At 64.2% G+C, this 22,981-nt stretch carries 22 protein-coding genes; 21 read left to right on the top strand and 1 reads right to left on the bottom strand.

Going from position 1 to position 22,981, the window contains the following annotated elements:
• Window positions 1-7: 7 nt before the first annotated feature.
• From NMQ14_RS15815 to flgJ, 7 genes are all read left to right on the top strand, one after another.
• The gene (locus NMQ14_RS15815) at window positions 8-685 is read left to right on the top strand and encodes a flagellar hook assembly protein FlgD (protein WP_257097646.1); all 678 of its coding nucleotides are present in this window, start codon (window positions 8-10) and stop codon (window positions 683-685) included.
• Window positions 686-699: 14 nt separating this feature from the next.
• Window positions 700-1,917, top strand: coding sequence for a flagellar hook protein FlgE (gene flgE, locus NMQ14_RS15820; protein ID WP_257097648.1), 1,218 nt, complete (start codon window positions 700-702; stop codon window positions 1,915-1,917).
• A 19-nt stretch (window positions 1,918-1,936) separates the two neighbouring features.
• Entirely contained in the window at window positions 1,937-2,677 is a 741-nt protein-coding gene (gene flgF / locus NMQ14_RS15825; RefSeq protein ID WP_257097650.1) for a flagellar basal-body rod protein FlgF, read from the top strand.
• Window positions 2,678-2,692: 15 nt separating this feature from the next.
• Window positions 2,693-3,475 carry a flagellar basal-body rod protein FlgG gene (gene flgG, locus NMQ14_RS15830; protein WP_069037955.1) on the top strand — a complete coding sequence of 261 codons (783 nt, stop codon included), beginning with the start codon at window positions 2,693-2,695 and terminating at the stop codon, window positions 3,473-3,475.
• Between the two features lie 33 nt (window positions 3,476-3,508).
• Complete coding sequence (locus NMQ14_RS15835) at window positions 3,509-4,207, top strand: flagellar basal body L-ring protein FlgH (protein WP_257081473.1); 699 nt, start codon at window positions 3,509-3,511, stop codon at window positions 4,205-4,207.
• A 114-nt stretch (window positions 4,208-4,321) separates the two neighbouring features.
• Window positions 4,322-5,419, top strand: coding sequence for a flagellar basal body P-ring protein FlgI (locus tag NMQ14_RS15840; protein ID WP_257097652.1), 1,098 nt, complete (start codon window positions 4,322-4,324; stop codon window positions 5,417-5,419).
• Window positions 5,419-6,402, top strand: a complete 984-nt coding sequence (flgJ, locus tag NMQ14_RS15845; protein WP_257097654.1) for a flagellar assembly peptidoglycan hydrolase FlgJ — start codon at window positions 5,419-5,421, stop codon at window positions 6,400-6,402. Before NMQ14_RS15840 ends, flgJ begins: the two co-directional genes overlap by 1 nt.
• A 35-nt stretch (window positions 6,403-6,437) precedes the next feature.
• Here the strand turns inward: flgJ and NMQ14_RS15850 are convergent, their stop codons facing one another.
• A complete protein-coding gene (locus tag NMQ14_RS15850; protein WP_257097656.1) occupies window positions 6,438-6,914 on the bottom strand; it encodes a hypothetical protein in 477 nt (158 codons plus the stop codon).
• A 108-nt stretch (window positions 6,915-7,022) separates the two neighbouring features.
• Here NMQ14_RS15850 and flgK point away from each other — a divergent pair, with 108 nt between their 5' ends.
• From flgK to trpB, 14 genes are all read left to right on the top strand, one after another.
• The gene (flgK, locus tag NMQ14_RS15855; protein WP_257097657.1) at window positions 7,023-8,966 is read left to right on the top strand and encodes a flagellar hook-associated protein FlgK; all 1,944 of its coding nucleotides are present in this window, start codon (window positions 7,023-7,025) and stop codon (window positions 8,964-8,966) included.
• Window positions 8,967-8,977: 11 nt separating this feature from the next.
• Window positions 8,978-10,261, top strand: a complete 1,284-nt coding sequence (gene flgL, locus NMQ14_RS15860; RefSeq protein WP_257097659.1) for a flagellar hook-associated protein FlgL — start codon at window positions 8,978-8,980, stop codon at window positions 10,259-10,261.
• 8 nt (window positions 10,262-10,269) lie between these two features.
• The gene (locus tag NMQ14_RS15865) at window positions 10,270-10,719 is read left to right on the top strand and encodes a hypothetical protein (RefSeq protein ID WP_257097661.1); all 450 of its coding nucleotides are present in this window, start codon (window positions 10,270-10,272) and stop codon (window positions 10,717-10,719) included.
• A gap of 127 nt (window positions 10,720-10,846) precedes the next feature.
• Window positions 10,847-12,004 carry an MFS transporter gene (locus NMQ14_RS15870; RefSeq protein WP_257081463.1) on the top strand — a complete coding sequence of 386 codons (1,158 nt, stop codon included), beginning with the start codon at window positions 10,847-10,849 and terminating at the stop codon, window positions 12,002-12,004.
• Between the two features lie 55 nt (window positions 12,005-12,059).
• Window positions 12,060-13,466 carry a 3-isopropylmalate dehydratase large subunit gene (gene leuC / locus NMQ14_RS15875; protein ID WP_257097663.1) on the top strand — a complete coding sequence of 469 codons (1,407 nt, stop codon included), beginning with the start codon at window positions 12,060-12,062 and terminating at the stop codon, window positions 13,464-13,466.
• An 18-nt stretch (window positions 13,467-13,484) separates the two neighbouring features.
• Window positions 13,485-13,607, top strand: coding sequence for an entericidin A/B family lipoprotein (locus NMQ14_RS15880; protein WP_069037946.1), 123 nt, complete (start codon window positions 13,485-13,487; stop codon window positions 13,605-13,607).
• Between the two features lie 34 nt (window positions 13,608-13,641).
• Window positions 13,642-14,280, top strand: coding sequence for a 3-isopropylmalate dehydratase small subunit (gene leuD, locus NMQ14_RS15885; RefSeq protein ID WP_069037945.1), 639 nt, complete (start codon window positions 13,642-13,644; stop codon window positions 14,278-14,280).
• 15 nt (window positions 14,281-14,295) lie between these two features.
• Entirely contained in the window at window positions 14,296-15,369 is a 1,074-nt protein-coding gene (gene leuB, locus NMQ14_RS15890) for a 3-isopropylmalate dehydrogenase (protein WP_257097665.1), read from the top strand.
• Between the two features lie 18 nt (window positions 15,370-15,387).
• Entirely contained in the window at window positions 15,388-16,503 is a 1,116-nt protein-coding gene (asd, locus tag NMQ14_RS15895; protein ID WP_257097667.1) for an aspartate-semialdehyde dehydrogenase, read from the top strand.
• Between the two features lie 140 nt (window positions 16,504-16,643).
• Complete coding sequence (locus NMQ14_RS15900; RefSeq protein ID WP_257097669.1) at window positions 16,644-19,490, top strand: FimV/HubP family polar landmark protein; 2,847 nt, start codon at window positions 16,644-16,646, stop codon at window positions 19,488-19,490.
• A 151-nt stretch (window positions 19,491-19,641) separates the two neighbouring features.
• Window positions 19,642-20,268 carry a hypothetical protein gene (locus tag NMQ14_RS15905; protein WP_257097670.1) on the top strand — a complete coding sequence of 209 codons (627 nt, stop codon included), beginning with the start codon at window positions 19,642-19,644 and terminating at the stop codon, window positions 20,266-20,268.
• Between the two features lies 1 nt (window position 20,269).
• Window positions 20,270-21,064, top strand: coding sequence for a tRNA pseudouridine(38-40) synthase TruA (gene truA, locus NMQ14_RS15910; RefSeq protein ID WP_257097671.1), 795 nt, complete (start codon window positions 20,270-20,272; stop codon window positions 21,062-21,064).
• 38 nt (window positions 21,065-21,102) lie between these two features.
• Entirely contained in the window at window positions 21,103-21,741 is a 639-nt protein-coding gene (locus tag NMQ14_RS15915) for a phosphoribosylanthranilate isomerase (protein ID WP_257097672.1), read from the top strand.
• On the top strand, window positions 21,716-22,948 hold the full coding sequence (gene trpB, locus NMQ14_RS15920) for a tryptophan synthase subunit beta (protein WP_069037939.1): 1,233 nt from the start codon (window positions 21,716-21,718) through the stop codon (window positions 22,946-22,948). The genes NMQ14_RS15915 and trpB overlap by 26 nt, the downstream gene beginning before the upstream one ends.
• The last annotated feature ends 33 nt before the right edge of the window (window positions 22,949-22,981 follow it).

Here is a 22,981-nt window from a genome sequence, read left to right on the forward strand (position 1 = left end):
AATCGTCATGGCAGTCAATTCGACCGGCAATACCTCGGCGGCAGACATCTACAGCTCGCTGAACACGACGCAGACCAAGGCGACTTCGGAAATCGACGCGGCCCAGAACCGCTTCCTGATGCTGCTGACGACGCAGCTCAAGATGCAGGATCCGCTCAATCCGATGGACAACGCACAGGTCACCTCTCAGCTGGCCCAGATCAGCACGGTGGATGGCATCAGCAAGCTCAACAGCACGCTGGAAAAGCTCACCAGCAGTTCTGCCGATTCGCAGCATCTGCAGGCCGCGGCGCTGGTCGGCCATGCGGTTCTGGTCGAAGGATCGGCGCTGGAACTGGTAAACGGAAAGTCGATGGGCGGCATCGAGCTGACGTCGCCGGCCGATCGCGTCACGGTATCGGTCAAGGGTGCCAATGGCGTGCTGGTGAAGGAAATCAATCTGGACGCACGCGACGCAGGCATCACGCAGTTCGTCTGGGACGGTACCGACATGGCTGGCACGGCAGTTGCTGAGGATGGCAAGTACTCCTTCACTGTGAGCGCTATCCAGGGCACGCAGAAGCTGGTCACCACGCCGCTCGAACTTGCCGTGGTGCAAAGCGTGGAGCGCAGCGGCGGCCAGACCCGCCTGAATGTAGGCCAGCAGTCGCTGGTCTCGATGAACGACATCAAGCAGATCTACTGATCGGGAGTTGAATCATGGCCTTTCAGCAAGGACTTTCCGGACTGAACATCGCGTCCAAGGCGCTCGACGCCATCAGCAACAACGTGGCGAATTCGACCACCGTGGGCTTCAAGCAATCCACCGCCCAGTTTTCTGACCTGTATGCATCGACCCTCGGTGGTGGCGGAAAATCGCAGATCGGCATCGGCGCCACGGTAAATGGTGTTGCCCAGCAGTTCAGTCAGGGCAACATCACCGTGACGAGCAATCCGCTCGACCTTGCGATCAATGGCGACGGCTTCTTCCGCATGAGCGACAACGGTTCCGTGCTTTACACACGCAACGGTCAGTTCTCAGTGGACAAGAACGGCTACATCGTGAATGCCACGGGCTACCGCCTGACAGGTTACGGCGTCGATGCCGACGACAACATCGTCGTGACGGCGCCGATCGATCTGCGTATCGACACCGCACTGAGCGGCGGCGAGCCACGTTCCACGGTCGAAGCCGACCTCGCGGTCAACCTCGACTCGCGTCTGTCCGTGCCGGTCAATCCCGTGTTCTCGCCGACCGACACCACCAGCTTCTCCTACTCGACTTCGCTAACGTCGTATGACTCGTTGGGCAACTCGCACATCATGTCGCTGTACTTCGTGAAGACCGCGACGCCGAACCAGTGGAACATGCACACGTCGCTAGATGGCGGCGCGCCGACCGCGGCCACGGCTGTCACCTTCAATTCCAATGGCGGGCTTGTCGGTCCGACCACGCTGCCTCAGTCTTTCGCCATAACCACCGGTGCAACCAGTCCTCTGGCGTTCGATCTCGACCTGACCGGTTCGACCCAGTTCGGCTCCGCCTTCAGCGTCAACGCCGTGGCGCAGGACGGCTTCGCCTCCGGCCGCCTGTCCGGTATCAGCGTGTCGCCGGAAGGCGTGCTGCAGGGGCGCTACACCAACGGGCAGTCGCGCAATCTGGGCCAGGTCGTCATGGCGACATTCCAGAATCCGGACGGCATGACCCAACTCGGCAGCAATGGCTGGGCAGAAACGTCCTTCTCCGGTCCGCCTGCCATCGGAGCGCCGGGCTCAGGCAACCGTGGCGGCCTGCAGCCCGCCGCGGTGGAAGACTCGAACGTCGATCTCACCGCCGAACTGGTGAACATGATCACGCAGCAGCGCGCCTATCAGGCCAATGCGCAGTCGATCAAGACGCAGGACCAGATCATGCAGACCCTCGTCAACCTGCGCTGACCGCCGCTGAGGACACACCATGGACCGCATGATCTATACCGCGATGAGCGGCGCGAAATGGACGCTGGAGCGTCAGGCGTCAGTCGCGCAGAATCTCGCGAACGCGTCGAGTACCGGCTATCGCGCCGAAGAGCACCGGCTGCGCGCCGTGCCGGTGCAGACCGAAGCGTTTGCGTCGCGCGCGTTCGTGGTGGATGCCAGCGTCAAGAACGACTTCACGCCCGGCCCGCTGCAGCAGACCGGTGGCGCCTACGACGTCGCCGTCAAGGGCAGTGGCTGGTTCGCGCTGGCCATGCCTGACGGAACCGAGGCCTACACGCGCAATGGCCACCTGCAGATCAGCCCGACCGGTGTGCTGCAGAACCACAACGGGATCCCGGTGCAGGGTGAGACCGGCCCGATCACCGTGCCGCCGGACACCGAGGTCACCATCGGCGCCGACGGTACCTTGTCCGCCGTACAGCGCACCGGCGGCGTCAATCAGGTCAATCAGATCGGCCGGCTCAAGCTGGTCGATCCGCCTGAGAACACGATCAAGCGCGGCGATGACGGTCTGTTCCGCGTCACCACGCCGGGTCCGGTGCCGCAGGCACAGAACGTGCGTGTCGCTGCGGGCTTTCTCGAAGGCAGCAATGTGAACGTGGTGGACCAGGTGGTGGCGATGATTTCGCTGTCGCGCCAGTTCGAAATGCAGACGCGCATGCTCACCACGGCAGAGCGCGATGATCAGGCGGCGACCCAGCTGCTGTCCAACCGATAACCGGAGAACACGACCATGATCCGCTCGCTGTGGATAGCCCGCACCGGCATGGATGCACATCAGACCCAGCTCGATGTCATCACCAACAACCTTGCCAACGTCAGCACCAACGGTTTCAAACGCGCGCGCGCCGTGTTCGAGGACCTGCTGTACCAGACGATGCGGCAGCCCGGCGCGCTGAACACGCAGCAGAACACCATTCCTTCCGGCCTGCAGATCGGCACCGGCGTGCGCCCGGTGGCCACCCAGCGCATCCAGACCCAGGGCAATCTGCAGCAGACCAGCAATTCGCTCGATGTCGCTGTGCAGGGCGAGGGCTTCTTCCAGATCCAGATGCCGGACGGCACGCTGGCCTATACCCGTGACGGCTCCTTCCAGAAGGATGCGCAGGGCGTGATGGTCACGTCGAGCGGATTTCCGGTGCAGCCGCAGGTCACGATTCCGCCGGATACGGTGTCGCTGACGATCGGTCGCGACGGTGTGGTCAGCGCCTTGCAGGCCGGCCAGGCTGCGCCGACCCAGATCGGTCAGTTGCAGCTGGCTACCTTCGTCAATACCGGCGGTCTGCAGAGCGTCGGGGAAAACCTCTATGTCGAAACCGCATCGAGCGGCACGCCGACACCCAATACCCCGGGCACCAACGGCGCGGGCCTGCTGAATCAGGGCTTCGTCGAGACATCGAACGTGAATGTGGTCGAGGAACTGGTGCAGATGATCCAGACCCAGCGGGCATACGAAATCAATTCGCGCGCGATCCAGACCTCGGACGAAATGCTCGCCCGGCTGACCCAGCTCTGATCGGTCGTGCAAATGACCCGTGGAGAATCTTTCATGAACAACGAACGCATCCAGCAGATTGCCCGCGCCGCCGGTTTCGTCACCGTGCTGCTGGTTGCGATCATGCTGGCCGGCTGCGTCAACACGCCGCCCACCGCAGTGCTTCAGCCGATGACCGCGCGGCCGGCGCCCAAACCGGACTTCGTGCAGAACGCCGGTGCCATTTTCCAGCCGACCGGCGGTGCCCGTCCGCTGTTCGAGGATCGCCGCGCGCGCTACGTCGGCGATACGCTGGTCATCAACATCAGCGAACGTACCCAGGCGGCGAAGAAGTCGGCCAGTACGGCAGACCGCACGCAGGATATCGAAATGGGCGTGCCGACCATCGCAGGACTGCCGGGCAAGAGCCTGCAGGGCGCAACGGTGGCCGCCAACAGCGCCAACGCCTTCTCCGGAAAGGGTGCGTCGTCGGCCGACAACAACTTCACCGGCACCATCACGGTCACGGTGATTGAAGTGCTGCCGAACGGCAACCTGGTGGTGTCCGGCGAAAAGCAGGTTGCGATCAACCAGGGCAACGAGTTCATCCGCTTCTCGGGTGTCGTCAATGCGACCCAGATTTCCGGCGCGAATACCGTTCAGTCGACCCAGGTGGCCGATGCACGCATCGAGTACCGTGCCAATGGCTACATCGACGAAGCGCAGGTCATGGGCTGGCTGGCGCGCTTCTTCCTGACCTTCATGCCACTGTAAAGCGATCTGCGTGATGCGGGATTTGCCGTCTTTTCCGGTGATTGAAAGCGGCACGTGCGCCGTATAAAGAGTTGTCACGCTGCCCAGGAAGCAACGCCCGGAGGGCGAACTGTCATGAAACGGATATCGATTTTTCTGCTGCTTGCACTGCTTTCGGTTGCGCCTGCGCACGCCGAGCGGATCAAGGACCTCGCGACGCTGGCCGGCGTTCGCAACAACCAGCTGATCGGCTACGGCCTGGTCGTGGGTCTGGATGGTTCGGGTGACCAGACCACCCAGACCCCGTTCACCGTGCAGAGCGTGATCAACATGCTGGGTAATCTGGGCGTGACGCTGCCGCCGGGCCAGAACCTTCAGCTGAAGAACGTGGCTGCCGTGATGGTCACCGCCAATCTGCCGCCCTTTGCGCGGCAGGGACAGGCGCTGGATATCACCGTGTCGTCGATGGGCAACGCAAAGAGTCTGCGCGGCGGCACATTGGTGATGACACCGCTGAAGGGTGCCGATGGTCAGGTTTACGGCATGGCCCAGGGCAATGTGGTGGTCGGCGGCGTGGGCGCTTCAGCGGGTGGCGCTTCGGTCACCGTCAATCATCTGTCGGTCGGCCGCATCGCCGGCGGGGCAACCGTCGAACGCGCGGTGCCGACCAGCGTCGGCGAAGGCGGGTTCGTAGAACTCGAAACCAACACGACCGATTTCGGCACGGCCCAGCGCATGGTCGAGGCTATCAACAAGGCCATGCTGCCCGGCACGGCCGTGGCTGCCGATGCCCGGCGCATCCGCGTGCGCGCACCGCTTGATCCGGGCGAACGCGTGGCCTTCATGAGCCAGCTGGAGAACATCGATGTGACGCCCGCGCAACAGGCAGCCAAGGTGGTCGTCAATTCGCGCACGGGTTCGGTCGTCATGAATCAGGCGGTGACGCTGGACACCTGTGCGGTCGCGCACGGCAATCTCACAGTCACGGTCACGGCCGAGCCGGTGATCAGCCAGCCCGGTCCGCTGTCCGGCGGCCAGACGGTGGTGGCCGAACGCAACCAGATCGACATCCAGCAGGAGGGCAGCGCACTGATCAATGTGAAGAAGGGCGCCAACCTGTCGGAGGTGGTGCGTGCGCTGAATGCGCTGGGCGCCAACCCGCAGGACCTGATCATCATCCTGCAGGCGATGAAGGCGGCCGGGGCGCTGCGCGCCGAACTGGAAGTGATCTGATGGAAAACAGCGGCCTCACCTCGCTGGCGGCCGATGTGCGCGGTCTGGACGTGCTGCGCCGCGCATCGCGCGACAACTCGCCGGAGGCATTGAAGGCGGCGGCCAAGCAGTTCGAAGCCATGTTCCTGCAGGTGGTGATCAAGTCGATGCGTGAGGCGTCGCCTGGCGACGAACTGTTCGGCGGGCAGGAAAGCAAGATGTACCAGGACATGCTCGACCAGCAGTGGGCCCAGGTCATGAGCGAGGGCGGAGGCACCGGGCTGGCGAAGGTTCTTGAGCGGCAGCTGTCCGCAAATGCCCGCAGCGCCGACACGTCGATGCCGATCGATCTCAAGCCGCTGTCCGACGCGGCGCAGTTTTCCGGCATTGCGATGATGCCGCCGGCGGCAATCTCTGCCGTGCGCAGGCAGACATTGCAGGGCAGTGCGGCAACACCCGTCGATTCTTCAGTGCAGTCGGTGCTGGCCGGCCTGGCCGCGGAGCAGCCGCCGGTCAGCAGTCCGAATGTGCCGGCACATGCACGGGCCTTCGTCGAACGCGTGTGGCCGGCGGCGCTGTCGGCCAGTCGCGCGACCGGCATCCCGGCCCAGTTCCTGGTTGCCCAGGCTGCACTGGAAACCGGCTGGGGACGCGCCGAGCTGTCGGCGGCCGATGGATCGGCCAGCCACAACCTGTTCAACATCAAGGCCGGCAGCAGCTGGCAGGGTCCGACCGTGAAGGTTTCGGCGAGTGAATTCGTGGATGGCCGCTGGACCCGCGAGGACAGCGCCTTCCGCCGCTACGGCTCCTACGAGGAAAGCTTTGCCGACTACGCAAAGTTGCTCCTCGACCAGCCGCGCTACGCGCGCGTGGTCGGCGCGCAGGACGCCGGCAGCTTCGCGCGAGGCCTGCAGCAGTCGGGCTATGCGACCGACCCCATGTACGGCGCGAAGCTTGAACGCATCATCAACGGCCCGCTGCTGCGGTCGGCGCTGGCTGAATGAGTCATTGACCGAAATCGGCAACTCGGGGCGGTGCATCAAGGGAGCAACTCGAGGCAGCGCCTCCGGATGAGATCGGCCTGACCGTCTGCGCCCGCTTCGCGCAATGCGCGGACGCACACATCGATTGCCGCGAGCAGGGCCGCTTCGTCGGTCACCGCACGCAACGCGGGCTTGATCCGCGCTGTGTCGCCGCGCAGGGCGCGTTCCATGGCTTCCATCAGATACAGGCGGGCAATTGCGAGCGAGCGCCGGGTTGGCGGCCCTCCATCGGTGCCCCGACCTTCAAGCGCGACCAATCCGAGTTCGAGCAGTGTGGCGGCAGCGGCAAGCAGACGCGGGCCCTCCGCGGCGGGTCGGCCAAGGACGGCAAACAGGGCGGCAAAGTCCTGCCGCCCATCCACCACAATCAGCAGCACGCGCGCCAGCGGATCCAGCCGGTCACTGCGCCGGACCAATTCGGCGCGCCCGGCCATTGTCTTGAAAGGCACGTCGGTGCTGTGTATGCGGTCCATTGTTCCGGTCATTCGACGCATTGTTGCAGGCCAGTGTGACGGAAATAAAAAAGCTGGCAAAGGTTTTGCTTAGATGAGTCGTAAGCACTCTGAACGAGACGACACATCATGGGAACGCAGCTCTACAACATCGGGATCACCGGACTGAACGCCGCGCAGGCGGGGCTGATCACCACCGGTCACAACATTTCGAACGCGGCCACGCCCGGCTTCACCCGGCAGCAGGTGGTGCTCGGGACGAACGATCCGCAACTGACCGGCAGCGGCTTCCTTGGTCAAGGCGCGCGAATCGAAACGGTGCGGCGCATCTACAGCCAGTTCCTGACCGCCCAGGTGATGGAGGCAAAGACCCAGAGCGCGGAATACGGTGCCTACGCCGACCAGATTGCTGCGCTAGATAATCTGCTCGCCGACCCTGAGGCCGGCTTGTCGCCTGCAATGTCCGATTTCTTCGACGCCCTGCAGAGCGTGTCGGCGTCGCCCACCTCGCTGGCGTCACGCCAGTCGGCGATTTCGGCAGCCCAGTCCATGACCGCCCGCTTCAATGCGCTCGATACGCGGCTTGAACAGATACGCACCGGCCTCAACGGCGAAATCACCGGTTCGGTCGAACTGATTAACCAGCTGGTGACCCAGATCGCCCAGTACAACGAACAGATTGCCGTCGCCGAGTCCACAACCGGCCCGACCCGCCTCGCGAATGACATGCTGGATGCGCGCGAGCGTCTGATCACCGAACTGAATGAACTGGTGCGCGTGACGCAGCTGCAGCAGAGCGACGGTTCGATCAACCTGTTCATCGGCAATGGCCAGCCGCTGGTGGTCGGTGGCAGCAGCTTCACGCTCGCGGCGAGCACTTCGCTCGAAGACGCCAGCCGCATCGAAGTGAGCTACACCGCGCCGGGCGGCGCGGTGCTGCGTCTGCAGGAAGACACGATCAACGGCGGCAAGCTGGGCGGCTTGCTCGCCTTTCGCCGCGAAACGCTCGACGGCGCGCAGAACGCACTCGGCCGCATCGCCATCGGCATGGCCGAACAGTTCAATGCGCAGCACGCGCTGGGTCAGGATCTCAATGGCGCGCTCGGCACCAATGTGTTCAACGTGCTGGTGGGCAGCGCGCTGCCCGCCAGCACAAACAGCACGGTGGCGGCCGCGCAGGTCAATGTCGCGATCAGCGACTCGTCGCAGCTGACCACCAGTGATTACCGGCTTGCCTTTGATGGCGCCACGTACACGCTCACACGCATGTCCGACAACCAGAGCTGGTCGGCGGCGACCCTGGGCGGATTGCCTCCGGCGGGCAGCCCGCAGGGCTTCACACTCGATTCGGGGGCGACCACGCTGGCCGCCGGTGACACCTTCCTGATCCAGCCGACCCGCAATGGCGGCTCGGACATCCGCACCGTCATCACAGATCCGCGCATGCTGGCGCTGGCGATGCCCGTCAGCACCTCGGCGGCTCTTGCCAACACCGGTAACGGCAGCATCAGCGCCGGTGCAGTGAGCTCGACCACCGGCTTGCCGCTTGGTGGCCCGATCACCCTGACCTTCGATGCAACAGCGAACGTTTTCAACGTAACCGGTGGCCCTGGCGGCACGATTGCCTACAACCCGGCGACCGAGTCGGCCGGCAAGAGCTTCACCTTCGCCGGTCAGGGCGGTTTCACCTTCCAGATGTCCGGTCTGCCGCGCAATGGCGACACCTTCACCATCGCACCGAACAGCAGTGGCCAGGGCGACAACCGCAATCTGCTCGCACTCGGTGCGCTGCAGAACGCCGGCACGCTGGCCGCCGGATCCACCGGATTCCAAGGCGCTTATGCGCAGATGGTGGCATCGATCGGCGCCCAGGCGCGCGAGGTGCAGGTGAACCAGACGGCGCAGAAGGTGCTGCTGTCGCGCGTGGAGGAGTCACAGCAATCGCTGTCCGGCGTGAATCTCGACGAAGAGGCGGCCAACCTGCTGCGCTACCAGCAGGCCTACCAAGCCGCCGGAAAGATGATTGAACTTGCGAGTCGCCTGTTCGATACCCTGTTGCAGATTGGTCGCTGAGGAGAATCCTGATGCGCATATCCACCAATACCGTCTATGAAGCCGGCACCTCGGGTCTGGTCCGCCAGAGCGCCGATCTGTTCCGTACCCAGCAGCAGATGTCATCGGGAAAGCGGGTGCTTGCGCCGTCCGATGATCCGGTCGCCTCGGCGGCAGCGCTGGAGATCGACCAGATCAAGGCCATGAATGATCAACACGCGGTGAACCGGCGCGATGCCACCAGTGCGCTGGGCTTTGCCGAATCGCAGATTTCCACCGCCGGCGACCTGATCGCATCGATTCGAGAACGTCTGATCCAGGCCGGCAACGGCGCACTCAGCGACAGCGACCTGAAATCGATCGCCACCGACATCCGCGGCAGCTTCGCCGGGCTGATGGGGGTTGCCAACTCGCGCGATGCCTTCGGCGACTTCCTTTTCTCGGGCTATCGCAGCGACACACAGCCGTTCGCCGGCAGCATCGAGGCGGGCGTCACCTACGCTGGCGACGACGGCCAGCGCGAGTCGCAGGTCGGCTCCGCCCGGCGCCTCGCAGTCAGTGATTCCGGCAGTACGGTGTTCATGCGCATGCGCACCGGCAACGGCGATTTCACGATGCGCCCCGGTGCGGGAAACACGGGCAGTGCAGTCAGTGATCTCGGCAGCGTGACCAGCGGTGTCGACTGGAACGCCGCGACCAACGGCGGCAGCTTCAACATCGTGTTTGACGTGACCAACAACGTCACCACCTACGACATCATCGACAACACCTCGGGCAATTCGCTGCTGACGGGCGCCGCACCGGGTGCCGCGCCATACCCGCGTACGTATGTCGAAGGCGACTCGATCACGCTGGCGTCGCAGGGCGCCGAACCGGCGTTTGACCTCGGTGCGCGCTTCTCGATCACCGGCTCGCCGGCGACCGGCGACAGTTTTTCGCTTGATCGCAGCGCCACGCAAAGCGTGTTCGAAACCATCTCCGACGTGGTGATGGCGCTGGAAAGCGGAACCAACGGCAATCCGGTGGCCATCGCGGCCCTGAACAACACGCTGTCGGCCACGATAGGCAATATCGATCAGGCGCAGGAAGCCCTGCTCACTGTGCGTTCGCGCATTGGCGCGCGCACGGCGGAACTGGATGCGCTGAATTCGCTCGGCGCCGATGTCGATCTGCAGTTCCAGTCGCAGCTGGCCGACCTGCGGGACCTGAACTACACCGAGGCGATCAGCCGCCTGACGCAGCAACAGACCTATCTGCAGGCGGCGCAGCAGTCCTTTCTGAAAGTGTCGGGGCTTTCGCTGTTCAACTTCATCTGAGGCGCGCCATGAATTCACGGATGCTCGCGTTGATCGCACCCTGCCTGCTGGCTGCATGTACGTCGCTCGATCGCACGTTGCCGAGTTCAGGTTCGGTCATTCCGAATACAAAACTGCAGCTGACGCCCGGCTACGCCACCACTCCGGAAAAGCTGATCTATTTCGCCGGTGCGGCCTACGTGGCCTATCTGGTTCTCGACCCGATGGCGCCGAACTGGTCCATCGACGAGGCCAGGCTGTCCGAAGACACCTACTACCTGGGCATGAAGAAGGTGCGCATGCGTTCCGGTGGCGAGGGCGAAGCGCGCATGGTGTTCCGGCGTCGCGCGGAACAACTGGCCCGCTCGGGCGGCTACGCAGGCTACGAGATCGTCAGCTACAGCGAAGGCATTCAGTCCGATCTGATCGCGCAGCGGGTGGGCGAGGGCGTCATCCAGCTTCGGCACGGCACACGCTAGGGTCTGATCTCATTTGATGCGTGCGTCACGTCGCCCTGTGTGCGCAGGCTGCACGCGCAATGTGGCAATCACATGAGAGCATGCCGTGCCCTGCGATGCCCCGGGCAGCTCGGGTAGACTTCGCCCGATGCCTCTTCCCTACTGGCGCCTGTCCGCCTATTACTTCTTCTATTTCGCCTTTGTAGGTGCCTTCTCGCCCTACTTCGGCCTTTACCTCTCTTCCATCCATTTTTCAGCGGCCGACATCGCCATTGTCATGTCGCTGATGCAGGTGATGCGGATCCTCGCGCCCAGCCTGTGGGGATGGCTGGCCGACCGCATCGGCGCCCGGGTGCCCATCGTGCGTGCGGCGGGGCTGGCCAGTCTCGCCGGTTTCCTGATTTTCTTCACCACCGACCAGTTCATCGGCGTCTTCGTCGCCATGGCGCTGATGTCCTTTTTCTGGAGTGCGTCGCTGCCGTTGGTAGAAGCGCTGACGCTGGAGCACCTGAAATCCAGCGTGTCGCGCTACGGCGCCATCCGGGTCTGGGGCTCGATCGGCTTCGTCGTTACGGTGCTGGTGCTGGGTGACGTACTGGAACGCACCGGACTGGATGCGGTGCTGTGGGCATGCAGCCTGCTGCTGGCCGGCATCTTTCTGTTCGCGATGTGCGTGCCGGAGGCGCCGGTGCATGCCGGCGCGGTGGCGGCCACGCAGTCGCTGCGTACCATCCTGCGCAGCCGTCCGGTCGCCGGGCTGTTCGGTGCGGCCTTCTTCATGAGTTGTGCGCATGGCGCGCTGTATGTGTTCTATTCGATTCATCTTGACGAGCATGGCTACAGCAAGCGGGTGATCGGCGGGCTGTGGACACTGGGCGTGCTGGCCGAGATCGGCGTTTTCTTGTGCATGCCATGGCTGCTGCGTCGTTTCACGCTGCGCGCTCTGTTGCTGGTGGCGCTGATGGCGGCGGTGCTTCGCTTTGCGGTCATCGGCTGGGCAGTCACCGCACCGCTCTGGCTGATCGGCGCGCAACTGCTGCATGGCCTGACCTTCGGCGCCTTTCATGCCGGTTCGGTGGCGGCGCTGAACCAGTGGTTCGACGCGCGCCAGCAGGCGCGGGCGCAGGCGTTGTATGGCAGCGTGTCATTCGGCGCTGGCGGCATGGTGGGCGGCTTGTTGGCCGGCTGGATGTGGGCGCCGCTGGGCGGCGCCTGGGCGTTCTCGGTCAGTGCGCTGTTCGCGGTTGCCGGCTACGCCTTGCTGCGCTGGATGTGGCGCCCGGAAAGCGCGCCCGGGCACGGCTGAGCGCCCGCCGGCCGGTTATAATCTCCGGTTTGGCTGATCAGCGGGAATCGTTTCAATGGCGCAAACGCTTTACGACAAATTGTGGTCCGGCCATGTCGTGCATACCGAAGACGACGGCACGACGCTGCTCTACATCGACCGCCACCTGGTGCATGAAGTCACCAGTCCGCAGGCCTACGAAGGCCTGCGTCTGGCCGGTCGCAAGCCTTGGCGTACGGGTTCCATCGTGGCAACCGCCGATCACAACGTGCCGACCGACGGCTCGGATCTGGCGGTAGCCGACCCGACCTCGCGTGCCCAGGTCGAAACGCTGGACGACAACATCCGTACCTACGGCGCGCTGGCCTACTTTCCCTACCGCGACAAGCGGCAGGGCATCGTGCACGTGATCGGACCGGAAAACGGCGTGACCCTGCCCGGCATGACCGTGGTGTGCGGCGACTCGCATACCTCGACGCACGGCGCGTTCGCCTGTCTGGCGCAGGGCATCGGCACGTCGGAAGTCGAGCATGTGCTGGCCACGCAGTGCCTGCTGCAGAAGAAATCGAAGTCGATGCTGGTCCAAGTCGAAGGCGATCTGGGCCGCGGCGTCAGTGCCAAGGACATCGCGCTATACGTGATCGGCCAGATCGGCACCGCCGGCGGAACCGGCTTCGCGATCGAATTCGGTGGCTCGGCCATCCGCGCGCTGTCGATGGAAGGGCGCATGACCCTCTGCAACATGGCGATCGAGGCCGGTGCGCGGGCCGGCATGGTCGCTGTCGACCAGACCACAATCGACTACCTGCGCGACCGGCCGTTTGCGCCGCGCGACGAACAGTGGGACCGGGCGGTCGAGTACTGGCGCACGCTGAAATCCGACGCTGGCGCACAGCACGACCGCGTGGTCGACTTCGATGCCCGGCGGATCACGCCCCAGGTCACCTGGGGCACGTCGCCCGAGATGGTGACCGACATCCGTGGCCAGGTGCCGGCGCCCGAGGATTTCGCCGATCCGGTCCAGCGCGAAGGCGTGGCGCGCGCGCTGCAGTACATGGGGCTGACCCCGCGTACCCCGATCGATCAGATCCGGATCGACAAGGTGTTCATCGGTTCCTGTACCAATTCGCGTGTCGAGGACCTGCGCGCGGCCGCCAAGGTCGTGCAGGGGCGGCACATCGCCGACAACGTCAAGCTCGCGATGGTGGTACCGGGCTCCGGGCTGGTCCGCGCGCAGGCCGAAGCCGAAGGGCTGGACAAGGTGTTCAAGGCGGCCGGCTTCGAGTGGCGCGAGCCGGGCTGTTCGATGTGTCTGGGCATGAATGCCGACCGGCTCGACCCGGGCGAGCGCTGTGCTTCGACCTCGAACCGCAATTTCGAAGGTCGTCAGGGTGCCGGGGGACGCACCCATCTGGTCAGTCCGCAGATGGCAGCGGCGGCGGCGATCGCCGGTCGCTTTGCCGATGTACGCGATGTCGTTTGAAAATCCGGGAGAGTGGGCATGAAGCTGATCGTAGTGTGCATGAGCGCCATGGCGCTGCTGCTGGCGGGTTGCAACACCGTCGAAGGGCTGGGCAAGGACATCAAGAAGGGTGGCGAAGCCATCGAGAAGTCGGCGAAGTAGGAAAAATCAGAGAACGAGCCAGGCAAAACATGCAATGAATCCTTTCACCACACTTGACGGACTGGTCGCGCCGCTGGACCGCGCGAACGTCGATACCGACGCCATCATCCCGAAGCAGTACCTGAAGTCGATCAAGCGCTCGGGCTTCGGCCCGACGCTGTTCGACGAGTGGCGCTATCTCGATGTCGGCCAGCCGGGGCAGGACCATTCAAAGCGGCCGCTGAATCCCGACTTCGTGCTGAACCAGCCGCGCTTCCAGGGCGCCAGCATCCTGCTGGTGCGCGAGAACTTCGGATGCGGCTCGTCGCGCGAGCACGCGCCCTGGGCGATCGAGGATTTCGGCTTCCGCGCCATCCTCGGCACCACGTTCGCCGACATCTTCTTCAACAACTGCTTCAAGAACGGCCTGCTGCCGATCCGTCTGCCGCAGACCGAACTGGAACAATTGTTCCTGCAGTGCGCCGGTACGCCGGGCTACCGGCTGCGCATCGATCTGGAAAGCCAGACCGTGATCCGGCCGGACGGCCACGTCATCCGCTTTGACGTCGAAGCCTTCCGCAAGTACTGCCTGTTGAACGGCTTCGACGACATCGGCCTGACCTTGCGTCAGGCGGACAAGATCCGCGAATTCGAAGCCCGGCGACGCATCGAACAACCCTGGCTGTTTGCCTGAACTCTGGAGCGTCCATTGAAAGTCTGCGTTATTCCCGGTGACGGCATCGGCATCGAAATCACGACCGAGGCGCTGCGCGTGCTCGAAGCGCTGCGCGGCGACGGGCTGAAGATCGAATTCGAACAGGCGCTGCTCGGCGGCTGCGCGGTGGACGCCACCGGCAAGCCCTACCCGGAAGCGACCTCGAAGCTGGCGCGCGAAGCCGACGCCATCCTGCTCGGCGCGGTCGGCGGTCCGAAGTGGGACACGCTGCCGCGCGAACAGCGCCCCGAGCGCGGCTTGCTGGGCATCCGCGCCGAACTGGGCGTGTTCGCCAACCTGCGCCCGGCCATCCTGTATCCGGAGCTGGCGAATGCCTCGTCGCTGAAACCCGAGGTGGTGTCCGGACTGGACATCCTGATCGTGCGCGAACTGACCGGCGACATCTATTTCGGCCAGCCGCGCGGCATCGAGGAGCGCGACACGCAATGGGGCCGTCAGCGTGTCGGCTGGAATACGATGATCTACGCTGAAGAGGAAATCCGCCGCATCGGGCGCGTCGCCTTCGAGGCGGCGCGCAAGCGCGGCGGAAAGCTCTGTTCGGTCGACAAGATGAACGTGCTCGAATGCACCCAGCTGTGGCGCGAGGTCATCACGGCCATGGCCGCCGATTATCCGGATGTCGAGCTGTCGCACATGCTGGTCGACAACGCCGCGATGCAGCTGGTGAAAGCGCCGAAGCAGTTCGACGTGATCGTCACCGGCAACATGTTCGGCGACATCCTGTCGGACGAAGCGTCGATGCTGACCGGTTCGATCGGCATGCTGCCTTCGGCCTCGCTGGATGCGAACAACAAGGGGCTGTACGAGCCCAGCCACGGTTCGGCGCCTGACATCGCAGGCAAGGGCGTGGCCAATCCGCTGGCGACCATCCTGTCGGCGGCGATGCTGCTGCGCTACAGCGGCGAGGACGAAGCGAACGCGGTGCGCATCGAAAATGCGGTGCGCAAGGTGCTGGCCCAGGGCTTCCGCACCGGTGACATCTACGAAGCGGGCACGCAGCGCGTGGGTACGAAGGAAATGGGCGACGCGGTCATCGCGGCGCTGTAACGCTCAGAGGGCAAGACAATGTTGAAGCTGGGTATGGTGGGTTGGCGCGGCATGGTGGGTTCGGTGCTCATGCAGCGCATGCGCGAAGAGGGTGATTTTTCGCTGGTCGAGCCGGTGTTCTTCACCACGTCCAGCGTCGGTGCGGCCGGTCCGGACGTGGGGCAGGGCAGTGCGCCGCTGCTCGACGCGGCCGACGTCGGCAAGCTGGCGAAGATGGACATCATCATCACCTGCCAGGGCGGCGACTACACGAACGAGGTGTTTCCGAAGCTGCGTGCCGCCGGCTGGAAGGGCTACTGGATCGACGCCGCGTCGGCGCTGCGCATGAAGGACGACGCCATCATCATCCTTGATCCGGTCAACATGGACGTGATCAAGGACGGTCTGGCCGGCGGCGTGAAGAACTACATTGGCGGCAACTGCACCGTCAGCCTGATGCTGATGGGCGTCGGCGCGCTGTTCACGGCCGGTCTGGTCGAGTGGATGAGCGCCATGACCTATCAGGCGGCATCGGGTGCGGGCGCGCAGAACATGCGCGAACTGCTGTCGCAGATGGGCACCCTGCACGGCGTTGCCGCGCCGATGCTGAAGGACAGTTCATCGGCCATCCTGGACATCGATCGCGCGGTCACCGACAGCCTGCGCAGCGCCGACTTCCCGAAGGCGAATTTCGGTGCGCCGCTGGCCGGCTCGCTGATTCCCTACATCGACAAGGAACTGGACAGCGGCCAGAGCAAGGAAGAGTGGAAGGGACAGGCCGAAACCAACAAGATCCTCGGCCGCACGGGATCAGCGATCACCCCGATCGACGGCATCTGCGTTCGCGTTGGCGCGATGCGCTGCCATTCACAGGCGCTCACTATCAAGTTGCGCCGCGATGTGCCGTTGGACGAAATCGAAAGCATGATCCGCGAAGCGAATGCCTGGGTGAAGTTTGTCCCCAACCATCGCGAGGACAGCATGCGCGACCTGACGCCGGCCGCAGTCAGCGGTTCGCTGACCATTCCGGTCGGTCGCGTACGCAAACTCAATATGGGACCGGACTATCTTGGTGCGTTCACCTGCGGCGACCAGTTGCTGTGGGGCGCCGCCGAACCGCTCCGGCGCATGCTGCGCATCCTGATCGAAGCCTGACCACGCATCGACATATCGCGTTCTCTGTGCGTGATGTGTCGTAACAGACAGTATCGCAACATAAAGCGACTGTTTAGCTTGCAGTGCTAAGACCATGATGTTATTTTGAGATTTGGGTTTTAGCGCGCGAGGAAAACGCGGTGCGTCATAGCGATAAAAAACATTCGATCCGCCTGTTGACCGCGTTGCTGTCAGCACTTCCGCTGACAGCCGGTGCAGCAGGTCTGGGCAAACTCACCGTTCAGTCCGCCATCGGACAGGCCCTCCGTGCAGAAGTCGAGTTGTCCGCCAGTGCGGATGAACTCGCTTCGATGACCGCCAGGCTCGCGCCGCCAAGTGCCTTCAAGCAGGCCGGCGTGGAATACGCCACCAGTCTGAGCGGCGTCAAGGTCGCGGTCGAAAAGCGCGGGTCGCGCCCGGTGCTGGTCGTGACCAGCGAACGGGTGGTCAACGAGCCCTATCTGGATGTCCTGATCGAGCTGAACTGGTCGTCCGGCAAGCTGGTCCGCGAATACACCTTCCTGCTAGACCCGGCTGACATGCCGCGCCAGGCGCCGGTCGATCCGGTTGTCGTCAAGAGTGCAGAGCCACGTGCAGTGACGAGGGTGCCCGCCGCGCCGACGCGCGCGCCCGCTGACAACAGCTATGAAGTGAAGCGCGGCGATACGCTGAGTCGTATCGCAGGCGAATATGTGCCGGCCGGCGTCAGTCTCGACCAGATGCTCGTGGCGCTGGTCCAGGCCAATCCCGAAGCCTTTGACAACGGCAACATGAATCGCCTGCGTGCCGGGCGCATCCTCGCGATTCCGGATCAGTCTGCTGCGCAAGCCGTTTCGCCGCAGGAAGCGCGCAAGATCGTGATGGCCCAGACCAGTGACTTCGCCGCCTACCGTGCCCGTCTGGCGGGTGCCGTGGCTGATTCAACGTCGGCGGCAGACACCGGCAGTCGCGCCGCGTCCGGCAGGATCGAGGCGCAGGTCGACGATCGCGCACCCTCTGCAGCGGCGGCATCAGACCAGGTCAGGGTGTCAAAATCCGCGGCCGAAAGCGACCGCAAGATCAGCGCGCTTGAAGAAGAGGTGGTTGCCAAGGAACGCGCGCTCAAGGACGCCAACAGCCGTCTGGCCGATCTCGAACGAAACGTGCGGGAACTGCAGAAGCTGGTCGAACTGAAAAACACCCCGATGGCACAGGCTCAGCAGCAGGCGGCGACGCCGCCCGCGCCGACTCCGGCTCCGGCTCCAGCGCCTGCGGTCGCGCCGTCGGAAAAGCCGGTGCCGGATCTCGCAGCCGATGCGGCCAAACCCGAAGAGAAGGCGGTACCGGATCTGGTGGCACTCGCAGATGAGAAGCCGGCAGAGAAACCGGCCGAACCGCCGGCGGCGGTCGAGCCGCCCAGTGCGGAACCTGCGCCGCCGGTCGCCGCACCCGTACCGGCGCCCGAACCTGAACCTGCCGTGGAACCTGAACAGCCGGGACTGTTCTCCGATCCCAAGACGCTGGGTGGTCTGGGCGCCGTGTTGCTGCTGGTGCTCGGTTATCTGGGCTACCGCAAGTCGAAGGCTCGTCAGGCCGTGCCGGACGCAACGCCTTCGACCACAGCCGGTCTTGAAGCAGCGCCTGCCGCATCGTCAGTGATCGGCGCTACGGGCGGCGGCCAGAGCGTCGATACCAGCGCCAGTTCCATCCAGACCGATTTCAGCCAGTCTTCGCTGTCGTCCATCGACGCTGACGAAGGTGTTGATCCGGTGGCGGAAGCAGACGTCTATATGGCGTACGGACGCGATGCGCAGGCGGAAGAGATCCTGCTCGAAGCGCTGAAGACCGAGCCGAGCCGTCACGCAATCCATCTGAAGCTGCTCGAGATCTACGCTCAGCGGAAATCGGTCAAGCCATTCGAAACGATGGCTACCGAGCTCTACGCGCAGACCGGTGGTCGTGGTGCTGACTGGGAAAAGGCCGCCTTGCTTGGCCGCTCGGTTGATCCCACCAACCCGCTGTACGGCGGCGGCGATGCACCGGATGATGGTTTTGACGAACAGGCGTCGATGGCGGCCACCGTCGTCGTGTCGGGCGCCGACAAGATGCGCGATACCTGGACTTTGCCGGGTGACATTGGCCTGCTTGCATCGGGAAGCGAACCGACGATTGCGCTGGATCTGAACAAGCTCGACCTCGGTGCCCCGGAAGTGCCGGCAGCGAAGGCCGATGCGGATCTCGATTTCGATCTCGACATCCAGTCCTCCGAACCACTTCCGGAAGCGCCCGCGGTTGGCGTGGCCACGACGATGACCAAGCCGGGTGAGGAGTCCGACGCCGATTCTTCGCTTGATTTCGATCTCGGGCTCGACTTCACGTCCGACGAATCCAGGAAGGATGTCAGTACGGTCGTCCTTGAAAAGAATGTCGCAGATACGGCGGAGTCGCTGGCTCAGTCCTCGCAGGGATTCGATCTGGATCTGTCACTGCCGGCAGCGGGCGATGCCGATCCGGATGCCGCGGCCAGCGGCGCCGTGGTCGATCTCGAACGCACGGATGTCGGCAATCTGATCGACTTCAACTTCGACGCATCGGATGCGCCGGCGCAGGCGGCGGCCGAACCGGTGATCGACCTGTCTGACATCAACCTTGATCTGGGTACCGATCCGTCCACGCTGGAAACCGATATTGTCGGCGACCCCCTGCATGCGCTGGAAACGGATGTGGTCGGTGATGCGGTGCAGGCGTTCGACGAACCACCGCCGCAGGCACTGCCCGACCTGAGCGAATCGTCGGTATCCACCGTGATCAATCCGGAAGACATGCTCGCGACCGAGGAGCCGCCGCAAACGGCCGCCGAAGAAGCGGAGACCAAGCTTGAACTGGCGCGCGCCTATGAAGAGATGGGCGACAAGGAAGGTGCGCGCGAGCTGCTGCAGGAAGTGGTGCGCGAAGGCACGGCAGATCAGCAGTCGCAGGCGAGTGAAATGCTCGCGAAACTTGCCTGAACGAGGCATTGCAGCGGATGGATCGGCCTTCGCGCCGATCCGCTCCCTGCAGTACGCACATCCGCCCCCAGGCTGAAATCGTCTACGCGTATCCTGTTTGTCCCGGCCTCGCCCGGCGCTATGCTTGACGCAAATTTCCTGCGTCACCCCCATGTACGCCACCGACACTGACCCTGCCGTCCCCCGCCTGCATGCGGCGACCTTGCTCGCGCTCTGGCTGGTCTGGCTGCTTGCCGGGCAGGTGGCGGGTTCGCCTTGGCACGAACTGTGGTCGGCCATATCCATCACGTGCGCCCTGCTGTTGGCAGCACGCCCTTTCCTTCGCCTGCTGCGCCGTCTGCGCTGGCTGCTGCTGGCCATCCTGCTCACCTTTGCGCTCGCTACGCCCGGGCGTCTGCTGATACCCGATTTCCCGGCGGGTCCGAGCGTCGAAGGCCTGCTGGCCGCCCTGTCTGCGATGAGCAAGCTGATCGGCATGGCCGCAGCCGTCGCCGTACTGCTGGACCGGATGACGCCCGCCCGGCTGACGGGGGCCATTCACCGGCTGGTTCATCCGCTGTCGGCGGGTCATCCGTCGTCCGGAAGCTTCGCCTTGCGCCTGCAGCTGGTGCTGCACGAAATCGATCATCAGGTGCCCGGGCGCAGCTGGCGTTCCTGGCTGGAAGACGGCGACAGCGGAGCTTCCGTCCCGGTCGAAATGTGTGCGCCGCTGGCCACGATGGATCGTGTCGTACTGGCCGCTGCCGCTGGCTTGCTCGCGCTCTGGCACTGGGCCTGACATGCGTCTTGCACTGGGTGTCGAATACGACGGATCGGCCTTTCGTGGCTGGCAGTCACAGGTGACCGGACCGACGGTGCAGGACACGCTGGAAGCCGCCTTGTCTTCCATCGCGGCGCATCCGGTTCGCGTGCAGGCCTCCGGCCGCACCGATACCGGCGTCCATGCGACAGCGCAGGTGGTGCATTTCGACACGTCGGCACATCGCCCTGATACGGCATGGGTGCGCGGCTGCAATGCGCTGTTGCCCCCGTCGGTTGCGGTGCGCTGGGCCGCGCCGGTCGCCGGGGATTTCAACGCGCGCTTTTCGGCGCATTCGCGCAGCTATCGCTACTGCCTTTACAATCATCCTGTGCGTCCGGCACTTGCAGCCACGCTTGCCGGCTGGTTCCATCGTCCGCTCGACGAGGTCCGCATGCACGCAGCCGGCGCGGATCTGGTCGGCACGCATGATTTTTCCGCCTTCCGGTCTTCGGAATGCCAGGCGCTCAGTCCCGTCCGCACCTTGTCTGCGCTGTCGCTCGTGCGCCGGGGCGACTGGATCCTGCTCGACCTGACGGCCAATGCCTTCCTGCATCACATGGTGCGCAACATCGTCGGCGCGCTGGTCGAAGTGGGGTGCGGCCGGCGTGATCCGCCGTGGGTGGGTGAATTGCTGGCCGGACGGGACCGGCGCCTTGGGGCGCCGACTTTTTCTGCCAGTGGCCTCTATCTGGTCGGTGTGGGCTACGATGCGGAGTGGCATTTGCCGGAAGCCCAGTGCGGATTGCGCCTTCCGCCCATCGGACCGGAGTGATGCCCGGCTGAGGCCGCTACGATCAACCTCGAGGACGCATGGTGCGCAAGACCCGAATCAAGGTGTGTGGCTTCACCCGCGAAACCGACCTCGAAGCTTCACTGGCACTCGGTATCGACGCAGTCGGATTCGTGCTTTATCCGCCCAGCCCGCGTGCGGTGAGCGTCGAACGGACCGCGGCGCTGGCGTCGCGGGTGCCCCCTTTCGTGACGCGGGTCGGGCTGTTCGTCAATGAAGACGCCGGACTGATCGGCGAAGCCGCGCGCGGAGCGCGCCTTGATTGCCTGCAGTTTCATGGCGACGAGACGCCGGATGATTGCGAACGTTTCGGTCTGCCCTACATCAAAGCAGTCCGGGTGAGGCCCGGGCTGGATTTGCTAGAATACGCGGTCAGGTTTCGTGCAGCGCGAGCGTTGCTGCTGGACGCCTACTCCGATGCCTGGGGAGGCTCCGGCAAAAGCTTCGACTGGTCGCTGATCCCGCCCGACCTTCCACTGCCGCTCATTCTGTCCGGCGGCCTGGACCCGGAAAATGTGGCAGACGCGATACGGCGCGTGGCGCCGGCTGCGGTCGATGTGAGCAGCGGAGTCGAATCCGCCAAAGGAATCAAGGACGTGGCCAGGGTGGCTGCGTTCATATCAGGAGTGGAAAATGGGGAAGCTCGACCTGCCGGCTGAGGTATCTGCCTCCGCCTACAACCTGCCGGACACGACCGGGCATTTTGGTCCGTACGGCGGCACTTTCGTTGCGGAAACCCTGATCGCCGCGCTCGATGAGTTGCGTGACACCTACGAATCACTGAAGGACGAACCGGCGTTCCGCGCTGAATTCGAATATGAGCTGAAGCACTACGTCGGCCGCCCGAGCCCGATCTTCCACGCCCGTCGACTGTCCGAAGCCGCGGGTGGCGCGCAGATCTACCTCAAGCGCGAAGACCTGAACCACACCGGCGCCCACAAGATCAACAACGTGATCGGCCAGGCCATGGTGGCCAAGCACATGGGCAAGCCGCGCGTGATCGCGGAAACCGGTGCCGGCCAGCACGGCGTTGCCACTGCAACGATCGCCGCCCGGCTCGGCATGGAATGCGTCGTGTACATGGGTAGCGAGGATGTGAAACGCCAGGCCGCCAACGTCTATCGGATGAAGCTGCTCGGTGCCACGGTGGTTCCTGTCGAATGCGGCTCGAAGACCCTGAAGGACGCGCTGAACGAAGCGATGCGCGACTGGGTGACCAATGTCGCCAACACCTTCTACATCATCGGTACCGTGGCCGGCCCGCATCCCTACCCGATGATGGTGCGAGACTTCCAGTCGGTCATCGGCGAAGAGTGCAAGTGGCAGATGCCGGAAATGATCGGCCGTCAACCAGACGCCGTGATCGCCTGTGTCGGTGGCGGATCGAATGCGATGGGCATCTTCTATCCCTACATTCCCTATCCGGACGTGCGCCTGATCGGCGTCGAGGCGGCCGGGCACGGCATTTCGACCGGCATGCATTCGGCGTCTCTGTGTGCCGGGCGTCCAGGCGTGCTGCACGGCAATCGCACCTATCTGCTGCAGGACGAGAACGGTCAGATCATCGAAACGCATTCGGTGTCGGCCGGTCTCGACTATCCGGGCGTCGGTCCGGAACACGCCTGGCTGAAGGACTGCGGCCGCGCCGAGTACGTGGCGATCGACGACGAGGAAGCGCTCGCCGCCTTCCACAAGACCTGCCGCATGGAAGGCATCATTCCGGCGCTCGAATCGTCGCATGCGGTCGCCTACGCCATGAAGATGGCGGCCGGCATGTCGAAGGACGCAGTGCTGCTGGTCAACCTGTCCGGCCGCGGCGACAAGGACATGCATACCGTGGCCGAGAAGTCCGGCATCAAGTTCTGACCTGCTTTTCCACCATCCTGTTGTCGTCCGGGT

The organism is Methyloversatilis sp. XJ19-13 (genome assembly GCF_024580155.1).
Classification (GTDB): Bacteria; Pseudomonadota; Gammaproteobacteria; order Burkholderiales; family Rhodocyclaceae; genus Methyloversatilis.